Annotated in this window: 19 protein-coding genes and 1 tRNA gene; 14 read left to right on the top strand and 6 right to left on the bottom strand. The window is 60.1% G+C overall.

The window, feature by feature from the left end:
• Positions 1 to 52 precede the first annotated feature (52 nt).
• A complete protein-coding gene (gene gloB / locus FHU12_RS17510; RefSeq protein ID WP_141970851.1) occupies positions 53 to 808 on the bottom strand; it encodes a hydroxyacylglutathione hydrolase in 756 nt (251 codons plus the stop codon).
• 44 nt (positions 809 to 852) lie between these two features.
• Here gloB and FHU12_RS17505 point away from each other — a divergent pair, with 44 nt between their 5' ends.
• Positions 853 to 1572 (top strand): class I SAM-dependent methyltransferase, encoded by a 720-nt coding sequence (locus FHU12_RS17505; protein WP_141970849.1) that lies wholly within the window; start codon positions 853 to 855, stop codon positions 1570 to 1572.
• Here FHU12_RS17505 and rnhA read toward each other — a convergent pair.
• Positions 1569 to 2036 (bottom strand): ribonuclease HI, encoded by a 468-nt coding sequence (rnhA, locus tag FHU12_RS17500; protein ID WP_033649910.1) that lies wholly within the window; start codon positions 2034 to 2036, stop codon positions 1569 to 1571. The two genes, FHU12_RS17505 and rnhA, sit on opposite strands and share 4 nt — an antisense overlap.
• A 72-nt stretch (positions 2037 to 2108) precedes the next feature.
• Here rnhA and dnaQ point away from each other — a divergent pair, with 72 nt between their 5' ends.
• Positions 2109 to 2852, top strand: a complete 744-nt coding sequence (gene dnaQ, locus FHU12_RS17495; protein WP_038871384.1) for a DNA polymerase III subunit epsilon — start codon at positions 2109 to 2111, stop codon at positions 2850 to 2852.
• Positions 2853 to 2996: 144 nt separating this feature from the next.
• A tRNA-Asp gene (locus FHU12_RS17490) sits at positions 2997 to 3073 on the top strand.
• A 106-nt stretch (positions 3074 to 3179) separates the two neighbouring features.
• Here the strand turns inward: FHU12_RS17490 and FHU12_RS17485 are convergent.
• Positions 3180 to 5420: a TonB-dependent siderophore receptor gene (locus tag FHU12_RS17485; RefSeq protein ID WP_141970847.1), complete on the bottom strand. Its 2241-nt coding sequence runs from the start codon at positions 5418 to 5420 to the stop codon at positions 3180 to 3182.
• 229 nt (positions 5421 to 5649) lie between these two features.
• Here FHU12_RS17485 and FHU12_RS17480 point away from each other — a divergent pair, with 229 nt between their 5' ends.
• From FHU12_RS17480 to hpxK, 4 genes are all read left to right on the top strand, one after another.
• The gene (locus tag FHU12_RS17480) at positions 5650 to 6528 is read left to right on the top strand and encodes a siderophore-interacting protein (RefSeq protein ID WP_141970845.1); all 879 of its coding nucleotides are present in this window, start codon (positions 5650 to 5652) and stop codon (positions 6526 to 6528) included.
• Positions 6529 to 6665: 137 nt separating this feature from the next.
• Entirely contained in the window at positions 6666 to 7505 is an 840-nt protein-coding gene (locus FHU12_RS17475; RefSeq protein WP_141970843.1) for a MurR/RpiR family transcriptional regulator, read from the top strand.
• Positions 7506 to 7711: 206 nt separating this feature from the next.
• On the top strand, positions 7712 to 8956 hold the full coding sequence (gene pucG / locus FHU12_RS17470; protein WP_049241380.1) for a (S)-ureidoglycine--glyoxylate transaminase: 1245 nt from the start codon (positions 7712 to 7714) through the stop codon (positions 8954 to 8956).
• Complete coding sequence (gene hpxK / locus FHU12_RS17465) at positions 8953 to 10206, top strand: allantoate amidohydrolase (protein WP_141970841.1); 1254 nt, start codon at positions 8953 to 8955, stop codon at positions 10204 to 10206. The genes pucG and hpxK overlap by 4 nt, the downstream gene beginning before the upstream one ends.
• Here hpxK and FHU12_RS17460 read toward each other — a convergent pair.
• Together FHU12_RS17460 and FHU12_RS17455 are read right to left on the bottom strand one after the other, a co-directional pair.
• Entirely contained in the window at positions 10198 to 10971 is a 774-nt protein-coding gene (locus tag FHU12_RS17460) for an amidohydrolase (protein ID WP_060439054.1), read from the bottom strand. The two genes, hpxK and FHU12_RS17460, sit on opposite strands and share 9 nt — an antisense overlap.
• Positions 10959 to 12119 carry a pyridoxal phosphate-dependent aminotransferase gene (locus FHU12_RS17455; RefSeq protein ID WP_141970840.1) on the bottom strand — a complete coding sequence of 387 codons (1161 nt, stop codon included), beginning with the start codon at positions 12117 to 12119 and terminating at the stop codon, positions 10959 to 10961. Before FHU12_RS17455 ends, FHU12_RS17460 begins: the two co-directional genes overlap by 13 nt.
• 164 nt (positions 12120 to 12283) lie before the next feature.
• Here FHU12_RS17455 and FHU12_RS17450 point away from each other — a divergent pair, with 164 nt between their 5' ends.
• The 3 genes from FHU12_RS17450 to FHU12_RS17440 are packed head-to-tail and all read left to right on the top strand — an operon-like array spanning position 12284 to position 14123.
• Positions 12284 to 12898: a methylthioribulose 1-phosphate dehydratase gene (locus tag FHU12_RS17450; RefSeq protein ID WP_141970838.1), complete on the top strand. Its 615-nt coding sequence runs from the start codon at positions 12284 to 12286 to the stop codon at positions 12896 to 12898.
• The gene (mtnC, locus tag FHU12_RS17445; RefSeq protein WP_043135516.1) at positions 12895 to 13584 is read left to right on the top strand and encodes an acireductone synthase; all 690 of its coding nucleotides are present in this window, start codon (positions 12895 to 12897) and stop codon (positions 13582 to 13584) included. Before FHU12_RS17450 ends, mtnC begins: the two co-directional genes overlap by 4 nt.
• Positions 13581 to 14123, top strand: a complete 543-nt coding sequence (locus FHU12_RS17440) for a 1,2-dihydroxy-3-keto-5-methylthiopentene dioxygenase (protein WP_102984216.1) — start codon at positions 13581 to 13583, stop codon at positions 14121 to 14123. Before mtnC ends, FHU12_RS17440 begins: the two co-directional genes overlap by 4 nt.
• Here the strand turns inward: FHU12_RS17440 and mtnA are convergent.
• Positions 14105 to 15169 (bottom strand): S-methyl-5-thioribose-1-phosphate isomerase, encoded by a 1065-nt coding sequence (gene mtnA, locus FHU12_RS17435; RefSeq protein WP_141970836.1) that lies wholly within the window; start codon positions 15167 to 15169, stop codon positions 14105 to 14107. The two genes, FHU12_RS17440 and mtnA, sit on opposite strands and share 19 nt — an antisense overlap.
• Before the next feature lie 145 nt (positions 15170 to 15314).
• Here mtnA and mtnK point away from each other — a divergent pair, with 145 nt between their 5' ends.
• The 4 genes from mtnK (at position 15315) to FHU12_RS17415 (ending at position 19548) form a co-directional block, all read left to right on the top strand.
• The gene (gene mtnK, locus FHU12_RS17430; protein WP_141970834.1) at positions 15315 to 16514 is read left to right on the top strand and encodes an S-methyl-5-thioribose kinase; all 1200 of its coding nucleotides are present in this window, start codon (positions 15315 to 15317) and stop codon (positions 16512 to 16514) included.
• A gap of 510 nt (positions 16515 to 17024) precedes the next feature.
• Positions 17025 to 17327, top strand: a complete 303-nt coding sequence (locus FHU12_RS17425) for an urease subunit gamma (RefSeq protein WP_025160087.1) — start codon at positions 17025 to 17027, stop codon at positions 17325 to 17327.
• 55 nt (positions 17328 to 17382) lie between these two features.
• A complete protein-coding gene (locus FHU12_RS17420) occupies positions 17383 to 17829 on the top strand; it encodes an urease subunit beta (RefSeq protein WP_141970832.1) in 447 nt (148 codons plus the stop codon).
• Between the two features lie 3 nt (positions 17830 to 17832).
• Positions 17833 to 19548, top strand: a complete 1716-nt coding sequence (locus FHU12_RS17415; protein ID WP_141970831.1) for an urease subunit alpha — start codon at positions 17833 to 17835, stop codon at positions 19546 to 19548.
• Positions 19549 to 19558: the final 10 nt, after the last annotated feature.

Here is a 19558-nt window from a genome sequence, read left to right as displayed (position 1 = left end):
CTTAAAAGACGAGCAATAATACTTTGCTTCGCCAAATAACACAACTAAAAGCTTAGAAGTTATCTTTCTGCAGGCGTAATTCGGAAAAAACCGAATGAAGGCTTTCCGGTGGTGAATTAAAGCCTAATTTCTTTTGTAAATCAGCGTCATGGCAACGTAAAAACAGGTTAATTTTGCGCTCTAATTGCAACGTGGTCGGCACGCTGGCTTGGCCTTTTGCCCTTAATGCTTCAACATGTTGTTGATATGTTTCAATCTCTCGATCTTCCGGCAAAATAGCTCGCGCAAACTTAAGATTTGAAAGAGTATATTCATGCGCGCAGCAAATTAAGGTGTTATCGGGAAGTTGCGCGAGTTGTTGAAATGAGTCGTACATTTGTTTGGCGGTGCCTTCAAACAGCCTGCCACAGCCGGCGGAGAAAATTGTGTCGCCGCAGAACAGATAAGGGGCACTATAGAATGCCACATGGCCCAACGTATGGCCGGGAACGGCGATAGTCCTGTAATGGTGGCCATCGATGTCAAAGGTGTCGCCGTCGCGGACGATGTGGTTGGCGCCTTTGTCCGCCGTTTCTTGCGGCCCATAGACGGCCAGACCGGGATACTTCGCGACGATTTGCGCCACGCCGCCGACGTGATCGTGATGGTGGTGGGTCAACAGGATCGCCGACGGCGCCAGTTGCAGACGCTGCAGCGCCTCGAGCACCGGTCGCGCTTCACCCGGATCGACGATAATGCAGCGTCCCTGCCGGTCATCCAATAACCAAATGTAATTGTCCTGGAAGGCGGGAATGCTGATAAGATTCATGGTGTACCTCTCGTTGGCAACGGCTTGAAAGAAGATAATAAATCATGAAACCAGCCCATACTCTACAAAAGCTCACCGGCCCGCAGTCATGGGCTGAGCTGCCGTGGGGGGAGTACTATCGTGAAGCGCTCGAGCGGCAGTTGCAACCCTGGTGGCCGAAGCTGTTCGGTTTCCATCTGCTGAAGATGGGCATGCTCAGCGCCGAGCTGGCCACGGACAAATGCGCGATTTCCCATCAGGTCAACGTAGGGCTGGAAGGCGAAGGGCTGCAGGTGATCGCCGATGCCTATCAACTGCCGTTCGCCGCCAAGTCGGTGGATGCCTGCCTGTTGGCGCATACGCTGTCCTATGCGGACGATCCGCACCGCATGCTGCGCGAAGTGGACAGGGTATTGATCGACGACGGCTGGTTGGTTATCAGCAGCTTCAATCCGTTCAGCCTGTTGGGATTGGGCAAGCTGGTGCCCGGATTACGTCATCGCCAGCCCTATGTCAGCCGCATGTTTACCCAGATGCGGCTGTTGGATTGGCTAAGCCTGCTGAATTATGAGGTGCTGCATCAGTCGCGTTTTCACGTGTTGCCGTGGCATCGCAAGGGCGGTAAGTTTTTATGCACCCATTTGCCGGCGCTGGGCTGCATGAGCGTGATTGTGGCGCGCAAACGCACCTTGCCGCTGACGCCTACGCCGATGAAACTGGGGGCGAGAAAGCCTTCTCTCAGCCGCGCGGTGGGCGCGACCAAGAGCTACCGCAAACTGCCTTAGGCTTCCGGTTGGTAACCGACGTCTTCCTGCGTCGGCTTGCCGGCCGCTTCGCGCGCCAGCACGTCACAACGTTCGTTCTCCGGGTGGCCGGCGTGGCCTTTGACCCATTCCCATTTTACCTCGTGGCGCTGAATGGCCAGATCCAACCGCTGCCACAGATCGACATTCTTAACCGGCTTTTTGTCGGCGGTTTTCCAGCCGCGTTTCTTCCAGTTATGGATCCAACTGGTGATGCCCTGGCGCACATACTGGCTGTCGGTGCTGAGCGTCACGGCGCAGGGTACGGTCAGCGCTTCCAGCGCCACGATCGCCGCCATCATTTCCATGCGATTATTGGTGGTCAGACGAAAACCCTCGCTGAAGGTTTTTTCCGTCTGCTTATAGCGTAATATCGCGCCGTAGCCACCGGGGCCGGGATTGCCAAGGCAGGAGCCGTCGGTGAAAATTTCTACCTGTTTGAGCATCTCTGGTAGACTCTTCCTATCAGTTTTATAAAAGCCAAGTCTGACATAAACGAGCGCTGTGAGCACTGCAATATGATCTCTACAACCACCAGACAGATTGTCCTCGATACCGAAACCACCGGTATGAACAAGCTTGGGGTGCACTACGAAGGGCACCGCATCATCGAAATCGGTGCGGTGGAGGTGATTAACCGCCGCCTGACCGGGCGCAACTTCCACGTTTACATCAAGCCGGATCGGCTGGTGGATCCGGAAGCGTACGGCGTACACGGCATCAGCGACGATTTCCTGGCCGACAAGCCGACCTTCGATCAGGTTGCCGACGAATTCCTCGACTTTATCCGCGGCGGCGAGCTGGTGATCCATAACGCGGCGTTCGACATCGGCTTTATGGATCACGAATTCCGCATGTTGCAGCAGGGTATCCCGAAGACCGAGACCTTCTGCACCATCACCGACAGCCTGCTGATGGCGCGTCGCCTGTTCCCGGGCAAGCGCAACAACCTCGATGCCTTGTGCAGCCGTTATGAGATAGACAACAGCAAGCGTACGCTGCACGGCGCATTGCTCGATGCCGAGATCCTGGCGGAAGTCTATCTGGCGATGACCGGCGGTCAGACCTCGATAGCGTTCCAGATGGAAGGTGATACCCAGCAAAACGACGCCGCGCAAGAAATTCAGCGCATTGTCCGCCCGGCGACGGCGATGAAAGTGGTCTACGCCAGCGACGAAGAAGTGAAGGCGCACGAGGCGCGTCTGGATCTGGTGGCGAAAAAGGGCGGCAGCTGCCTGTGGCGCGGTGCGCCGGCCGAGTAACGGCATTTTTGCACGAAAAAAACGCACCGGATGAACCTTCGTTGAAAAACTGTGCAAACGGTTCATTTGGTGAGAAAAAGGCGTTGACGGAACCGAGAGGCGTCCGTAATATGCGCCTCGTTCCCCCGCAAGAGGGAATGGCGCGGAGCGGTAGTTCAGTTGGTTAGAATACCTGCCTGTCACGCAGGGGGTCGCGGGTTCGAGCCCCGTCCGTTCCGCCACTATTCAGAAGCCCTGAGTTAGCGATAACTCAGGGCTTCGTCGTTTCTGCCCTCGGCAAAACGGTACGGCCCAATGAACGGGGCCGGCTGACCGGCCCCTTATTCCTCAGAACAACACCGAGTAGTTCAAACCGAAGGTGCGTCCGCGGCCCTTATAGCTGTACAGCTCAGGCGAGCCGTAGGTCGGGCTGTACAGGATCGGCGCGCGTTGGCCCCAAACGGTGGTGTATTCCTTGTCCAGCAGGTTTTCCACGCTGAAGCTGATTTTCCCTACCGGCAGGGTATAGCTGCCGAGAAAATCGAGGGTGTTGTAGCCATCGATTTTGCGGCCCTGAGTGGAGTTGGCCTTGGTGTAATCGCCATCGTCCGACACGTCGAAGGTTTGCTGCGACTGTAAACGCAGATTCCAGTCGCCCGGCGCCCAGCCGACATAAGCGGTGACTTTCGATGGGCTGGCGGTATCGACCACCAGCTTCTTCCATTCGCCGTTGACCTTGGTTTCGGAACGGATAACGTTGAAGTTGGTGCCGGCGCTCCAGTCGCTGTCTTCAAAGAAATAATCCACCGCGCCTTCCACCCCGTAGATGCGGCGTTTGTCCGCATTGACGTTGATGGTCATGTCGGTTTTGTTGATGGCGATGCTCTTGTCGGACAGCGAGTAGTAGGCGGCGATTTGTGTGCGAAGGTTATCGCCGGTATAGCGCCAACCCAGCTCGTAGGCATTGACCTTAATGCCTTCCAGCTTGGAATCACCGACGTTGACGCTCTTCAGCAACTGGTAATGGCCGCCGTTCAACGCGTAGGTGCCGTTGCCGTAATACTTGCCCGGGTCCGGGATCTCGAAGCCCTGAGAGAAGTTGAACCAGGTTTGCTGGCGCTCGGTCAGGTGCGCCAGCAGGCCGGCATTGAACAGCGCGTTGTTGTAGTCGGTTTTCCCGCCCGGTATCGCGTCGGCGGACGTCGCGGCGCCGGTGGCGATCGCCTGCTGCTGGTTATAACCGACGAAGTCATCAATCTTGTTTTCGGTGTACTGGTAACGCACGCCGCCGCTCAGGGTGAAGATCGGGTTGATGTCGTAGCTGGCCTGCAGGAACGACGCCAGGTTGCTGGTGGTATAGCTCGGGTAGCGGCCGGTGTTGTAAGCGTTCTCCAGCGTCATGCCGCCGGACTGCTGGGCCTTCGCCAGGTTGAAGAATTGCTGGTTGGCGTTGAAGCTTTCATGTTCGGCGTCGATGCCGTAAGTCAGCGTCAGTGCGTCGACAGGTTTGCTGTTTAACGTCAGCTTGCCGCCGTAGAAATCGGTTTTTTGCTGCGAAGCGCCAATGCTGCTGACGTAATAGTTCGGCGCTTTGCCCGCCAGCGTCGGGAACGGGTAGAAGGTCAAGGTTTCGTCGCGGTAGTAGACCTGCGCCACCAAATCCTGGCCGAGGAAATCGGTATTGGAATACTGCAGGTTGATGAGATGGCGTTCGGTGCCTGGGATGCGGTCGGAATTTAAGTTTCCGCTGTTGTACGCCTTGGCGTTGCCGGTCACCGCCGCGAAGTTTTCCCCCAGGAACAGGCCGTGGTCGCCGTCGGATTGGCTTTTATAGTATTGGGTGGTCAGCTGCAGCTGTTGGTGTTCGTCGATGTTGAGGGTACCGGTGCCCATGACGTCGAGGCGATCGGAATACTGCAGACCGGTTTGGGTATTGTCGATCAGTACCTCATTGCCTTTGCCGTCATACCAGCCGCCATAGCGCTGGTAAGAAACGGACAGGCGCCCAGAGGCGTTGTCGTTGCCGCCGCTGACCGCCGCCGCCACGTTCTCGTCGTGATCGTTATGGCCGCCAAAGCCGGTTTTACCGCCGATCTGCAACTCGACCTGTTGTTCCGGTTGCCCCTTTTTGGTGACGATGTTGATCAGGCCGCCGGTGCTGCCGCCGCCATACAGCGAGGTCGCGCCGGAAATCACCTCGATATGATCGATATTGAACGGATCGATCGAATCCAACTGGCGGCTGTCGCTGCGTGATGAATTCAGGCGTACGCCGTCAATCATCACCATCATCGAGCGGCCGCGCATATTCATGCCATAGTTGGTACGGCCCTGGCCGCTGACGTCCATACCGGGGATCAGCTGCGCCAACATGTCCTTGATCTCTTTACCGCCCTGAACCTGCTGTTCGATCTCCTGGCTTTCGATGATCCAGGTCGTCTGTGCCATTTCCGCCGCGCTGCGGTGTGAACGGCTGGCGGAGACTACCATCTGCTCTTCAGTGCCGGCTTTCTGATCTTCAGCCCAAGCCGCCGGCGCAAGCATTGCCAGCAGACAAGGGTTCAATACCCAAAGGTGTTTGCGTTTCATCGTTATTTCCTGGTGATATTGTTATTGTGTTTTTTTTGAGAATGATTCTTTTATCAATAACGTTTCTTGTTATCAATAAAATCATGATATGATTTTTTGCGATACATTAACGTAATTAATTAGTTTTATTAACATTTTACCCGCTGCGCGATCGAGCACCCCACGCCGTCAACACGGCAGCCGATCGGCCATACGCACAAGCGACAGCCGTTGCCGGAGAATCGAGAACATGTCCGCCAGCTACAGAATTTTTGATATCACCTTGAAAAGCAAAACGCTGATTTCACCTTCGCTGGTGCGCTGCGTGTTTGAAGGTGCGGATATTCATCGGATGAAGCTGGAAGCGCCGGATCAGCGCATCAAACTGCTGTTCCCGGCGGCGGACGGCAAGATCCCGCAGTTGGTCAACGGCCCGGACTGGTACGGCGATTACATGGCGATCCCCAAAGAACGGCGCCCGGTGATGCGCACTTATACGCTGCGTGCGCTACGCCGCGAGCAGAATCAGATGGACGTCGAATTCGTGCTGCATGGCGTGAACGGCCCGGCCTCCGCCTGGGCGACCCACGCCGAGCTGGGTGACGCCCTTCAGACGGTCGCCCCCAACGACGAGTTCGACGGCGACAGCGGCGGCTACGAATGGGCACCGCCGGCGCAGCTGCAGCAGGCGCTGCTGATCGCCGATGAAACGGCGGTACCGGCGGCGATGGGCATTCTGGAACAGCTGGCGCAGCAGGCCAGTCCGCCGCGGGTGCAGGCATTCTTCGAGGTGCCGGTGGCGGGGGATTGCCTGGATTTGGCCCGTTTCCCATTCGCCGAGGTTTACTGGCTGCCGCGTGACGTGGGTCACCAACTGACGCATGGCACGCTGCTGGTGGAAGCGGTGCGCCAGCGGGTGGATATCCCCGCGTCGGCGTGTGCGCAGGCGCAGTCCCTGGCGGAAAGCAGCCTGAGCGATGAGGTGTTGTGGGAGCGGGCGGCCGGCGGCAACGCTTTTTATGCCTGGGTGGCGGCTGAGTCTTCCACGGTGAAAACGCTGCGGCGTTACCTGATCGGCGAACGCGATCTGGATCGCGCTACCGTGAACTTCATGGCCTATTGGTGCTGAACGCGCTGTCCTTTTCCGGCATTGACGCTGGAGAAGGGCAGGCCGCTGCCATTTCCCCATCAACCAATAATCGCTTGCCAGCGGGTAGTTCGGCCGTGTTATGTTCCGCTGAAACGAAGGTTACAGCGAGAACGATAATGCAACGGTTCGACGAACGCCTGCGCCGCGACTACCCACAGCTGACGCCGCAGGAGCAGCGGGTGGCCGACTTCATCTTCGATCACTATGACGATTTGATCGGCTACAACAGCGCCGAGCTGGCGCGCCTGAGCGGCGTTTCCAAAGCCACGGTCAGCCGCTTGTTCAAACGGCTGGGCTACCCCAACTACCGCGCCATGCGCGATGAGCTGCGCACCCTGCGCCAGAGCGGCATGCCGTTGACCGACAGCCGCGATGCGGTGCAGGGCGATACGCTGTTGGCGCGGCACTGCAAGCAGGAAATGGCCAATCTCACCCGCTGGGTAAAGCAGATCGATGCGGTGCAGTTCAGCGCGGCGATTGCCGCACTGGCGCAGGCGCGAGGCGTACTGCTGCTGGGGCTGCGCAACAGCTATCCGGTGGCGATGCACCTGCGTCAGCAGCTGATGCAGGTGCGTGAACAGGTGCTGCTGGCGCCGCAGCCGGGACAGACGCTGGCGGAAGATCTGGCGGGGCTGACGCCGCAGGACGTGGCGGTAGTGGTGGCGTTCCGTCGCCGGCCGCGCCAGATAAAGGCGGTGCTGGCGCTGTTGCAAAGCCGCGGGGTACCGACGCTGCTGATCTGTGAACCGCAGGCGCAGGCGCTGTTTTCGTTGGCCAACTGGCACTTGACCGTGCCGCTCGACAGCGTGTCGGCCTTCGACAGCTATGCCGCCGCCATGAGCCTGGCCAGCCTGCTCAGCAACGCGTTGCTGCATGAAAGGCTGGCGCAGGGGCGGCAGCGCATTCATCACGTTGCCGAACTGTTCCAGGCGCTGGACGAGCTGGAGCTGCGTTAAGCGGCATATCATTTCCCTTCCTTCACCCACCGCCGTTTAAGGCGGTTCGGTCACCTCATTGTGTTACTTTGGTTTCATTAATTGATCATAAGAATCTTTTGTTTCAACTGAATCCCTATCGGGAGTAGGCTGTTGGGCAGCAAACAAACGTCATGTCGACGCTGACGGCATAACTCAATAACTTACTAAGCTGACAGGGAATGAACATGTTGGATATCTCGCAATTCGATCAGATTAACCCGCCGGCGCGCCTGCTGATGGGGCCGGGGCCGATCAACGCCGATCCGCGCGTGCTGCGCGCCATGTCGAGTCAGCTGATCGGCCAGTACGATCCGGCGATGACCGGTTACATGAATCAGGTCATGGCGCTGTACCGCGCGCTGTTCCGCACCGAAAACCGCTGGACGATGCTGGTGGACGGCACCTCACGCGCCGGCATCGAAGCGCTGCTGGTTTCCGCCATTCGGCCGGGCGATAAGGTGCTGGTGCCGGTTTTCGGCCGTTTCGGGCATCTGCTGTGCGAGATTGCCCGCCGCTGCCGTGCCGAGGTACACACGATCGAGGTGCCGTGGGGTGAGGTATTCAGCGCCGATCGCATCGAAGACGCGATTAAGCGAGTGCGCCCGCGCCTGCTGCTGACGGTGCAGGGCGACACGTCCACCACCATGCTGCAGCCGTTGCATGAGTTGGGCGATATCTGCCGCCGCCACGGCGTGCTGTTCTACACTGACGCGACCGCTTCCTTCGGCGGCAACCCGCTGGAAACCGATGCCTGGGGGCTGGATGCGGTCTCTGCCGGGCTGCAGAAGTGTCTGGGCGGCCCCTCCGGCAGTTCACCGGTCACCCTCAGCCCGCAGTTTGAAGAAATTGTGCGCCGCCGTAAATGCGTGGAGGAGGGGATCCGTACCGCCGAGCACGCCGACGGCGACGACGAGATGATCTACTCCAACTATTTCGACATCGGCATGATCATGGATTATTGGGGACCGGAGCGCCTGAATCACCACACCGAAGCCACCAGCATGCTGTTCGCGGCGCGGGAATGCGCGCGGGTGATCCTCGAAGAAGGGCTGGATCATGCCATCGCCCGCCACCGGCTGCACGGCGCGGCAATGCTGGCGGGCATCCGCGGCATGGGGCTGGCGGTGTTCGGCGATCTTGAGCACCGCATGAACAACGTGCTCGGCGTTGTGATCCCGCCGCAGGTGCATGGCGAACAGGTTCGGCAGATGATGCTGAACGATTTTGCCATCGAAATCGGCACCTCGTTCGGCCCGCTGCAGGGAAAAATCTGGCGCATCGGCACCATGGGCTATAACGCGCGCAAGGATTGCGTGCTGCAAACGCTGGCGGCGCTGGAGGCGGTGTTGAACCGCCTCGGTTTCGCCAGTAGGCAGGGCGAGGCATTGCAGGCCGCCTGGAATGTTTATGATGCAGGGCATCATGGATGACGCCGCTGGAGGCGCAGCAGGCCGCCGCACGAGTGATGGCGCGCTGCGACGAGCTGGCGGCGATCAGCGCGGAGCCCGATCGGCTGACGCGCCTTTATCTTTCTGCTGAACATCGGCGTGTCAATCGCTTGGTTGGCGAGTGGATGCGCGAGAGTGGCATGCAGGTTTGGCAGGACAGCGTCGGCAATATCTGCGGCCGCTATGAAGGGCCCACGCCCGGCGCACCTGCGCTGCTGCTCGGTTCGCATCTGGACACGGTGCGTAACGCCGGGCGCTATGACGGCATGCTCGGCGTGCTCACGGCGCTGGAGACGGTGGCATATTATCATCGCCAGGGGCGCCGTTTGCCGCTGGCGCTGGAGGTGATCGGTTTTGCGGACGAAGAGGGCGCGCGCTTCGGCGTTACGCTGCTCGGCAGCCGCGGCCTGACCGGCCAGTGGCCCGCAGAGTGGCTGGCGTGCACCGACGCCGATGGCATCAGTGTGGCACAGGCCATGCGCGACTTTGGGCTGGATCCGGCGGCGATCGCGCAGGCACGCCGCGCGCCGCAGGAAATCTGCGCCTATCTCGAGCTGCATATCGAACAGGGCCCGTGTCTCGAGGCGGCCGATTTGGCGCTGGGCGTGGTGACGGCGATCAACGGCGCGCGCCGGCTTACCTGTACTTTCAGCGGTGAGGCGGGCCACGCCGGCACGGTGCCGATGGGGCAGCGCAAAGACGCGTTGGCGGCCGCGGCGGAATGGATGATGGCGGTCGAAACGCTGACCCGCGCCGCCGATCCGCATCTGGTGGCCACCGTGGGGTGTATTGAATGCCTGCCAGGCGCGGTTAACGTCATCCCCGGTGAGGTGAAATTGACGCTCGACGTGCGCGGTCCGCAGGATGCGCCGCTGGCGGCGCTATTGACGGCGTTGTTGGCACAGGCTCAGGCGATCTGCGTACGGCGCGGAGTGGGTTTCGCCAGCGAAGAGTTTTATCGCATTGATGCCACCGCCTGCGATGCGGAGCTGCAGCGCCGCTGGCAGACGGCCGTCGCGCCAGTGCAGGGCCGCAGCCTGGCGCTGCCGAGCGGTGCCGGTCACGACGCCATCGCCGTGGCGGCGCAATGGCCGGTCGGCATGCTGTTCGTGCGTTGCGCCGGCGGCGTCAGCCATCATCCGGACGAAGCGGTGCGGCAGGCGGACGTGGCGCTGGCGATCCAGGCCTATTGCCTGATGATCGCCGGCTGGGAGAAGGGGGAATCAGTCTAAACGCAGAAAGCTGTCGGCATCGCGCCAGGCCGGGAAGGCGCTGCGATAACTCTGCAGGGTTTCCAGCGACAGCTCGGCGTCCAGCCGCGTGGCCGCGCCGGGCTCCGCATCCGCCAGGATCTCGCCTTGAGGGCTGATGATTAAGCTGTCTCCGCTGTAGCTCAGGCCGTTAGGATCTTCGCCCACCCGGTTGCAGCCCGCCACATACACCTGATTTTCAATCGCCCGCGCCGCCAGCAGCGTTTGCCAATGGTGGCTGCGCGGCGCCGGCCAGTTGGCGACGTACAGCGCCAGATCGTAATCCTGCTGATAGCGCGCCCAGACCGGGAAACGTAGGTCGTAGCAGATTTGCGGCAGGATGCGCCAGCCGCGCCACTCGAAGATTTCACGCCGGTTGCCGGCCTGGTAATGCAGGTGTTCGCCGGCCATGCGGAACAGATGGCGTTTGTCATAGGCATGCACCTGGCCGCCCGGCTCCACCAACAGGAAGCGGTTGACCGCGCCCTCGTCGGTTTTCAGCGCGACGCTGCCGCCGATTAACGCGTGGCTTTTCACCGCCCAACCGTGCAGCCAGTCGATCACCTGCTGTTCGGGCAGGGCGCTCTCGCCGGCATCCATGGCGAAACCGGTGGTGAACATTTCCGGCAAGACGATGAGATCGCGCCCGACGATCGGTGCCAGCAACGCGTCGAAGGCGGCCAGGTTAGCGAGGCCGTCGCGCCAGACCAGCGGTTGCTGCAACAGGGTAATTTTTAAAGTCGACATAACCGCTCCGCAGCTGCATCCAGCGTGGCGTCCTGTTTAGCGAAGCACAGCCGGATCAATTTATGGGGGAAAGGATCGGCACAGAAGACCGACAGCGGAATGGCCGCCACGCCCACGTGCTCGGTTAACCAATGGCAGAACGCCACATCGTCCAGATCGGAGATGGCGCTGTAGTCCGCCAGCAAGAAGTATGTACCCGCGCAGGGTAAAATTTCCAGTCGGCTGCTCGCCAGCGCCTGCACAAAGCGATCGCGCTTGGCGCGATAGAACGCCGGCAGCTGTCGCCAGTGCTCCGGCTCGGCGCGCAGGCTATCCGCCAGCGCCAGCTGCGCCGGGGTGTTGACCGAAAAGGTCAGGTATTGATGCACCTTGCGCACCTCGGCGCTCAGCGCGGCGGGCGCCACGCAGTAACCCACTTTCCAGCCGGTCATGTGGAAGGTTTTGCCGAAGGAGGACACCGCAATCGCGCGCTGGCGCAGCTGTGGGTGGGCCAGCACGCTGGCGTGGCCGCCTTTGGCGAAGCAGATGTGTTCGTAAACCTCGTCGCTGAGCACGTAGATTTCGCGTTCGGCAATGGCGTGCCACAGCTGCTGCATGTCTTCCGCCTGCCAGGCGGTGGCGGACGGGTTGTGCGGCGTGTTGACGATCACCAGGCGGGTGCGCGGCGACAGCGCGGCGGCGAACCCTGGCCAATCGACGGCAAACGCGGGCGGCTGCAGGGCGATGCGTTTGAGGATGCCGCCGGCCAGCGTCACCGCCGGCGCATAGCTGTCATAGCTGGGATCGAAACAGACCACCTCATCGCCGGGGCGCACCAGCGCGCTGATGGCGGCGAACAGCGCTTCGGTGGCGCCAGCGGTGACGGTCACTTCGGCGGAGGCGTCCGGTTGCCAGCCATACAGCTCGGCGGTTTTGTCGGCGATGGCTTCGCGCAGCGGCGCCACGCCGGTCATTGGCGCATATTGGTTGGCGCCCTGGGCGACGTGCCAGGCCAAGCGTTCTTTCAGGTAGTCCGGGCCGTCAAAATCAGGGAAGCCCTGCGACAGGTTGATCGCCTGATGCTGCTGCGCCAGCGCGCTCATCTGGGTGAAGATGGTGGTGCCCAGGGCAGGCAGTTTACTTTCGGGAATCAATGCGGAAGTGCTCATAGCAGGTGAATACTCCAGGCGCTTATATTGCCGTCAATATAACACGATGCTAGTATTTGGCAATCAAGACGCTTAGATGGCTAAATGCGAAAAAGTGCTTAGCCCGCCATGCGGCAGGTAAAGTTTCATCTGCCGGCCGCCTTACCGAACGGGAAACGATAATAATGACGGATAATCCGCAACTTACCGCATTGCTGGCGGCCTGCCACTGGATTGGCGACAAAGGCTGGTGCCCGGCGACCGGCGGCAACATGTCGCTGCGCCTGGACGAACGTCAGTGCCTGGTCACCGAGTCCGGCAAAGACAAGGGCAGCCTGAGCGCCGCCGATTTTCTGCGGGTGGATATCGCCGATAATCATGTGCCGAGCGGCCGCACGCCATCGGCGGAGACTGGGCTGCATACGCTGCTCTACCGCCTGTCTGCGCATATCGGCGCGGTGCTGCATACCCATTCCGTCAACGCTACCGTCCTGTCGCGGGTGGAGCGCGGTGATGCGCTGGTGCTGCAGGGGTACGAAATGCAGAAGTCGCTGGCCGGCCAGCGCAGCCACCTGGACAGCGTGGCGATCCCCATTTTTGATAACGATCAGGACATCCCCCGGTTGGCGGCGCGCGTGGCGGCCTATGCCGAGGCCACGCCGCTGCAATACGGCTTTCTGGTGCGCGGCCACGGTCTGTATTGCTGGGGAAGCCAGGTGGCGGAAGCCCGCCGCCATCTCGAAGGGCTGGAATTCCTGTTCCAGTGTGAACTGCAACGCCGCTTACTGGAGGCGAAATGATCCGCGCCATCGTGACCGATATTGAAGGCACCACCAGCGATATTCGCTTTGTGCATCAGGTACTGTTTCCTTATGCCCGCGAACGGCTGGCGGATTTTGTGCGCCGCCATGCCGCTGAGAGCGAAGTCGCCGCGCCGCTGGCGGCGCTGCGCGCTGAAATTGACCAGCCGCAGGCAGATCTCGACGCGCTGATCGCCGCCCTGTACCGCTTTATGGATGAAGATCGCAAATCCACCGCGCTCAAGGCGTTGCAGGGCATCATCTGGCGCAGCGGTTACCGCGAAGGGGATTTTCGCGGGCATCTGTACCCGGAAGTCGCCGGGCAGTTGGCTGCCTGGCAGCGGCAGGGAGTGAAGCTTTACGTCTATTCCTCCGGTTCGGTGGAAGCGCAGAAGCTGCTGTTCGGCCACAGCGACGCCGGCGATCTGCAGCCGCTGTTCAGCGGCTATTTCGATACGCACGTCGGCGCCAAGCGTGAAACCGCGTCGTACCGCAACATCGCGCAGGCTATCGGCATCGCGCCCGACGAGCTGCTGTTCTTGTCCGACATCCACCAGGAGCTGGATGCGGCGCAGGCCGCCGGCTGGCATACCTGCCAGCTGATCCGCGATGAGGCGGACGAGCAGAGCCGGCATCCGCAGGTTAACCGTTTTGATCGTATCGATTTAGGGGAGTTCGTCTCATGAGTGGATTGACCATTTTCAGCGATAAAGCGCCGCAGCAGCCGCTGTGGCAGAGCCGCGACGCGCAGGAGATCCAGCGCCAACTGGCGCAAATCGGCGTGCGCTTTGAACGTTGGCAGGCGGATCGCGAGCTGGGCGATAATCCGCAGCCGGAGGCGGTGATCGCCGCCTACCAGCATGAGATAGACCGGCTGGTGGCGGAAAAGGGCTACCAGAGCTGGGACGTGATCAGCATGCGGCCGGACCACGAGCAGCGTCAGGCGCTGCGCGAAAAATTCCTGTCCGAACACACGCACGGCGAGGATGAAGTGCGCTTTTTCGTTGAAGGGGCGGGGCTGTTTTGCCTGCATCTGGACGGCAAGATCTTCCAGATCCTGTGCGAAAAGAACGATCTGATCTCGGTGCCGGCCAACACTCGCCACTGGTTCGATATGGGATCGGCGCCGCACTTTACCGCGATCCGGGTGTTCGACAACCCGGAAGGCTGGGTGGCGCACTTCACCGGCGACAAGATCGCCGATGCCTACCCGCGTCTGGACTGATCGTCAACCGGCGGGCGTTCCCCCAGCGCCCGCCGGAAAATCCCCGCTTCAACCTGCTGCGGCGTGATCACGCCGCTGTCGAACACCCACCCGCTGATAAGCTTCGCCGGCGTGACGTCGAACGCCGGATTGTAGACCGGCGCGTCGGTTGGCGCCCACTGGCAGGCGCCGAAGCTGCCTGAAACGCCGGTGACTTCGGTCGCTGCGCGCTGCTCGATCGGGATGGCGGCGCCGTCCGGGCAGTGCGGATCGTGGGTGGTATGCGGGGCGGCCACGTAGAACGGAATGCCGTGGTAGTGCGCCAGCACCGCCAGGCTGTAGGTGCCGATTTTGTTGGCGACGTCGCCGTTGGCGGCGATGCGATCCGCGCCGACCCACACCGCATCGACCTGGCCCTGCGCCATCAGGCTGGCAGCCATCGAATCGCAGATCAGGCGATAGGGTATGCCCAGTTCGCCCAGTTCCCAGGCGGTCAGACGGCCGCCCTGCAGCAGCGGCCGGGTTTCATCGACCCATACCTGTTGCACCTTGCCCTGCTGGTGCGCGCGCAGCAGCACCCCGATGGCGGTGCCGACGCCGGCGGTGGCCAATCCGCCGGTATTGCAGTGGGTCAGCAGGCGGCTGCCGGGCTTGACCAGCCCAGCGCCGTGATCGGCGATGCGATCGCACAGCAGGCGATCTTCTTCCACTAACCGCAGCGCTTCGTTCACCATCGTCGGCACCCAATCAGGCTCCGCCAGCGCCAGCTTCATGCGATCCAGATTGTTCATCAGGTTGACCGCCGTCGGGCGGGCGGCGCGCAGCGTGTGCAGCGCCTGCTCCAGCTCGGCACGCGATAGACCGCGTTCCGCGAGCAGCGCCAACAGCAGGCTGGCGGACAGCCCGATCAGCGGCGCGCCACGCACCCGCAGGCTGTGAATGTGCCCGACCAACTCTTCCACGCTGTCGCAGGCGCGCCACCGCTTTTCCTGCGGCAGGGCTTGCTGATCAAGGATCCAAAGGCGGTTGTCCTGCAGGGTCAAACTGGTGGTGTTAAGCGCTTGCATCGGCGGTTAATTCCTTGTTGCGTGGTTATTGCATCTGAAACGCTATTCTGCCAACATGACTTCCAGATGTATAGACGTCCAAATGCTTTTACGTCTAAATAAACAGAATCGCTGGGTCAGTGAAAGAGAACAGAGGGGTTGGGGAATGTCGCTTTATCGTACGTTTACGGCTGCCGACGCCGTTGAATACGCCCGCCAATACGGGCAGGTGGCTGAGCCGCAGGCGCTGGTCAGCGCCGACGAGATCGGTGACGGCAACCTGAACCTGGTGTTCAAGATCCGCGATCGCGAAGGTGTGAGCCGGGTGATCGTCAAACAGGCGCTGCCCTACGTGCGCTGCGTGGGCGAATCCTGGCCGCTGACGTTGGATCGGGCGCGCATCGAAGCGGAAACGCTGCTGGTCCACGGCGGTTTCTGCCCAAGGCATACGGTAAAAGTCTTGCATCACGATCCCGAATTGGCGGTGATGGTGCAGGAAGATCTCTCCGATCATTGCATCTGGCGCAGTGAACTGGTGCAGGGCAACTATCACCCGCTGGCGGCCGGGCAACTGGCAGAATACCTGGCGCAGACGCTGTTCCACACCTCCGATTTTTATCAGTCGGCGCAGCGGAAGAAGGCGGAAGTCAGCCGTTTCACCAACCCAGAGCTGTGCCAGATCACCGAAGATCTGTTCTTTACCGATCCCTATATCGACCATGAGCGCAATCAGTTCGAGGCGGCGTTGTTGCCGCAGGTGCAGGCGTTGCGCGCGGATGCACCGCTGAAGCTGGCGGTCGCCAGCCTGAAACATCGCTTCCTCAGTAAGGCGGAGGCGCTGCTGCACGGGGACATTCACAGCGGTTCGATCTTCGTGGCGGAAGGGCGGTTAAAAGCGATCGATGCCGAATTCGGTTTCTACGGCCCGATCGGTTTCGATATCGGCACTGCGTTAGGCAACCTGCTGCTCAACTATTGCGGCCTGCCGGGGCTGTTCGGGCCGCGCGACGCCGCCGCCGGGCGCGAACAGCGCCTACAGGATGTGCGCGAGCTGTGGCTGATTTTCGCCGATCGCTTCCTGGCGCTATGCCATCAGCAGAGCCGCGATGCGGCGCTGGCGACGCCGGGTTACGCTGAGCAGTTCCTGCAGCAGGTCTGGACTGACGCAGTAGGGTATTGCGGCACCGAACTGATCCGGCGCACCATCGGCCTGGCGCACGTCGCCGATCTGGACAGCATTGCCGACGCCGATATGCGCCTCGACTGCCAGCGCCATGCGCTGGGACTGGGGCGCACGCTGATCGTTAATGCGTCGCAGATTGAGCATATCGACGCGCTGTTGGCGCGTATTCGCCAGCAAGGTTGAATAACTCGGCAATGAGGCAAACCCGGCTGCGGCCGGGTTTTTTATTTTTAAGAACTTATTGGTATCAGCAATAGAATAGATAAATTTTTTTTAACTAAAAAGGTATTTTTGTTCGTGTCTTATTTGTAAATTTAATTATATTTCCTGACCGTTGGTTACATGTCTTTAATATCGGTGTCCGCACCGGCGATGTGCTTATTTACCCAGTATTCATTGAGCGGGTTAAAATAAAAAATAGGCGACTGCGTTTTTTTTGATCGTTTTATTGTGGGAGTAGAAAGAAAAAAAGAGCCTTTTTATCGATAAAAGCTATCGCACCGCTGTTACTTTCTTATGGGTGGGAATAGCTCATGCTCTAAATTGAATAAAGTTGCAGGTTGATAAAATCAAAGTTACCTCCTAGATTGTTCGAGGGTCAGATAAACGCAAATAAATAACGCAAGGTTATTAACTATTAATCGCCTTCGGCATCACTTTGTCTGATTATTCCTGTCGAGATCGGAGTGCTCCATGCAATTAACGCCAAGAGAAATCGAAAAATTGATGGTCTATACCCTGGCCGACGTCGCATTAAAGCGAAAGTCCAGAGGGATAAAGCTGAATTACCCCGAGGCGGTGGCGATTATTACCACCGCAGCGCTGGAAGGCGCCCGCGAGGGAAAAACGCTGGAAGAAGTCATGAACGATACGCGGCAGGTATTGAGCCGCGATGACGTCATGGATGGTGTGGCGGACTTGATCCCGCACGTGCAGGTCGAAGCGATATTCAGCGACGGCAGCCGCCTGGTGACGGTGCACGACCCGATTCAGTAAGTGCGGTTGGCTTTCCTGATTGCCACGGATAAATCTTATCAGCACAGGTATTTCAATGAAAAAGCATGACCAAGAAAAGCACGTGCCGCCAGGCGGCTATATCCTGTCCGAAAGCCCCATTACCTTCAATGAAGATCGCGAGACGGTTATTTTAACGGTGCGCAACACCGGCGACAGGCCTATTCAGGTCGGTTCGCATTTTCATTTCTTCGAAGCCAACAAAGCGCTGCAATTCGATCGCGCCGCCGCCTTTGGCAAGCGTTTAAATATCACAGCCACGACGGCGATCCGTTTTGAACCCGGTGATGAGATTGAGGTGGCGCTGATTGCTATCGGCGGCAAGCAAACGGTCTACGGGTTTAATAATCTGGTAGACGGTTGGGCGGGTGACAGCCCGGTAGCAGCGGGTGAAAGGGTAAAGAAAACGATAGATGTAAAGCGAGCTATTGAGCTGGGTTATAAAAACCTCGTTCAGACGCCGCCGAAAACGAGCGAGGAATAACGCATGCCAACCGTCTCCAGGCAAGAATATGCCGGGCTGTTCGGCCCAACCACCGGCGATAAAATTCGTTTGGGCGATACGCAACTGTTTATTGAAATAGAGAAAGACCTGCGCGGCTACGGCGAGGAATCGGTCTACGGCGGCGGCAAGTCGCTGCGTGACGGCATGGGCGCCGACAACCGATTAACCAGCGATAACGTCCTGGATCTGGTGATTACCAACGTGACGATTTTGGACGCCCGGCAAGGGGTGATCAAGGCGGACGTCGGCATCAAGAACGGCCTGATCGCCGGCATCGGCAAAAGCGGCAACCCGGCGATGATGAACGGCGTCACGCCCGGCATGGTGGTGGGCGTCAGCACCGACGCCATCTCGGGTGAGCACCTGATCCTGACCGCCGCCGGCATCGATACGCATATCCACTTCATTTCGCCGCAGCAGGCGGCGCATGCGCTCTCCAACGGCGTGACGACGTTCTTCGGCGGCGGCGTCGGACCGACCGACGGCTCCAACGGCACTACCGTGACCGCCGGGCCCTGGCATATCCACCGCATGCTGCGCGCTTTTGAGACTATGCCGGTCAACGTGGGGATGCTCGGCAAGGGGCACGCTTCGCACGCTGCGCCGCTGGTCGAACAAATCGCCGCCGGCGTGGCGGGGCTGAAAGTGCATGAGGACTGGGGCGCCACCAACTCCGCGCTGCGCCACGCGCTGCGCGTGGCCGACGACATGGATATTCAGGTGGCGGTGCATACCGACAGCCTGAATGAAGGCGGTTACGTCGAGGACACCATCGACGCCTTTGAAGGACGCACCATCCACACCTTCCATACCGAAGGCGCCGGCGGCGGGCACTCGCCGGATATCATCAAGGTCGCCGCGCAGATGAACGTGTTGCCGAGCTCCACCAACCCCACGCTGCCGTTCGGCATCAACAGCCAGGCCGAATTGTTCGACATGATCATGGTGTGCCACAACCTCAATCCCAATGTGCCGGCCGACGTGGCGTTCTCCGAAAGCCGGGTGCGGCCGGAAACCATCGCAGCGGAAAACGTGCTGCACGACATGGGCGTGCTGTCGATGTTTTCCAGCGATTCCCAGGCGATGGGGCGGGTGGGCGAAAACTGGCTGCGGGTGATGCAGACGGCGCACGCGATGAAAGTCGCGCGCGGCAAGCTGCCGGAAGATGCGGCGGAGCACGACAACTTCCGCGTGTTGCGCTACGTGGCGAAGATCACCATCAATCCGGCGATTGCGCAGGGCATCAGCCACGTGCTGGGTTCGGTCGAGGTCGGCAAGATGGCCGATCTGGTGCTGTGGGAGCCGCGCTTCTTCGGGGCCAAGCCGAAGCTGGTAATCAAGGGCGGGATGATTAACTGGGCGGTGATGGGCGATCCCAACGCGTCGTTGCCGACGCCGCAGCCCACGTTCTACCGCCCGATGTTCGGCGCCATGGGTAAATCGCTGCAGGAAACCTGCGTCACCTTCGTCTCCGGCGCCGCGTTGCACGACGGTATCAAAGAGAAACTGGGGCTGGAGCGGCAGGTGATGGCGGTGCATAACTGCCGGGCGATCTCCAAGCAGGACATGGTGCGCAATGCGGAAACGCCGCACATCGAGGTGGATCCCGAAACCTTCGCGGTCAAGGTCAACGGCGAACATGCCACGGTGAAGCCGATCACCACCGCCGTGCTTAATCAACGTTACTTCTTCAGCTAGGGATCGCTGC

It is taken from the genome of Serratia marcescens (genome assembly GCF_006715005.1).
Lineage (GTDB): Bacteria > Pseudomonadota > Gammaproteobacteria > Enterobacterales > Enterobacteriaceae > Serratia > Serratia montpellierensis.
The sequence above is the reverse complement of the archived record's forward strand: the minus strand, read 5'-3'. Positions and strand labels throughout refer to the sequence as shown.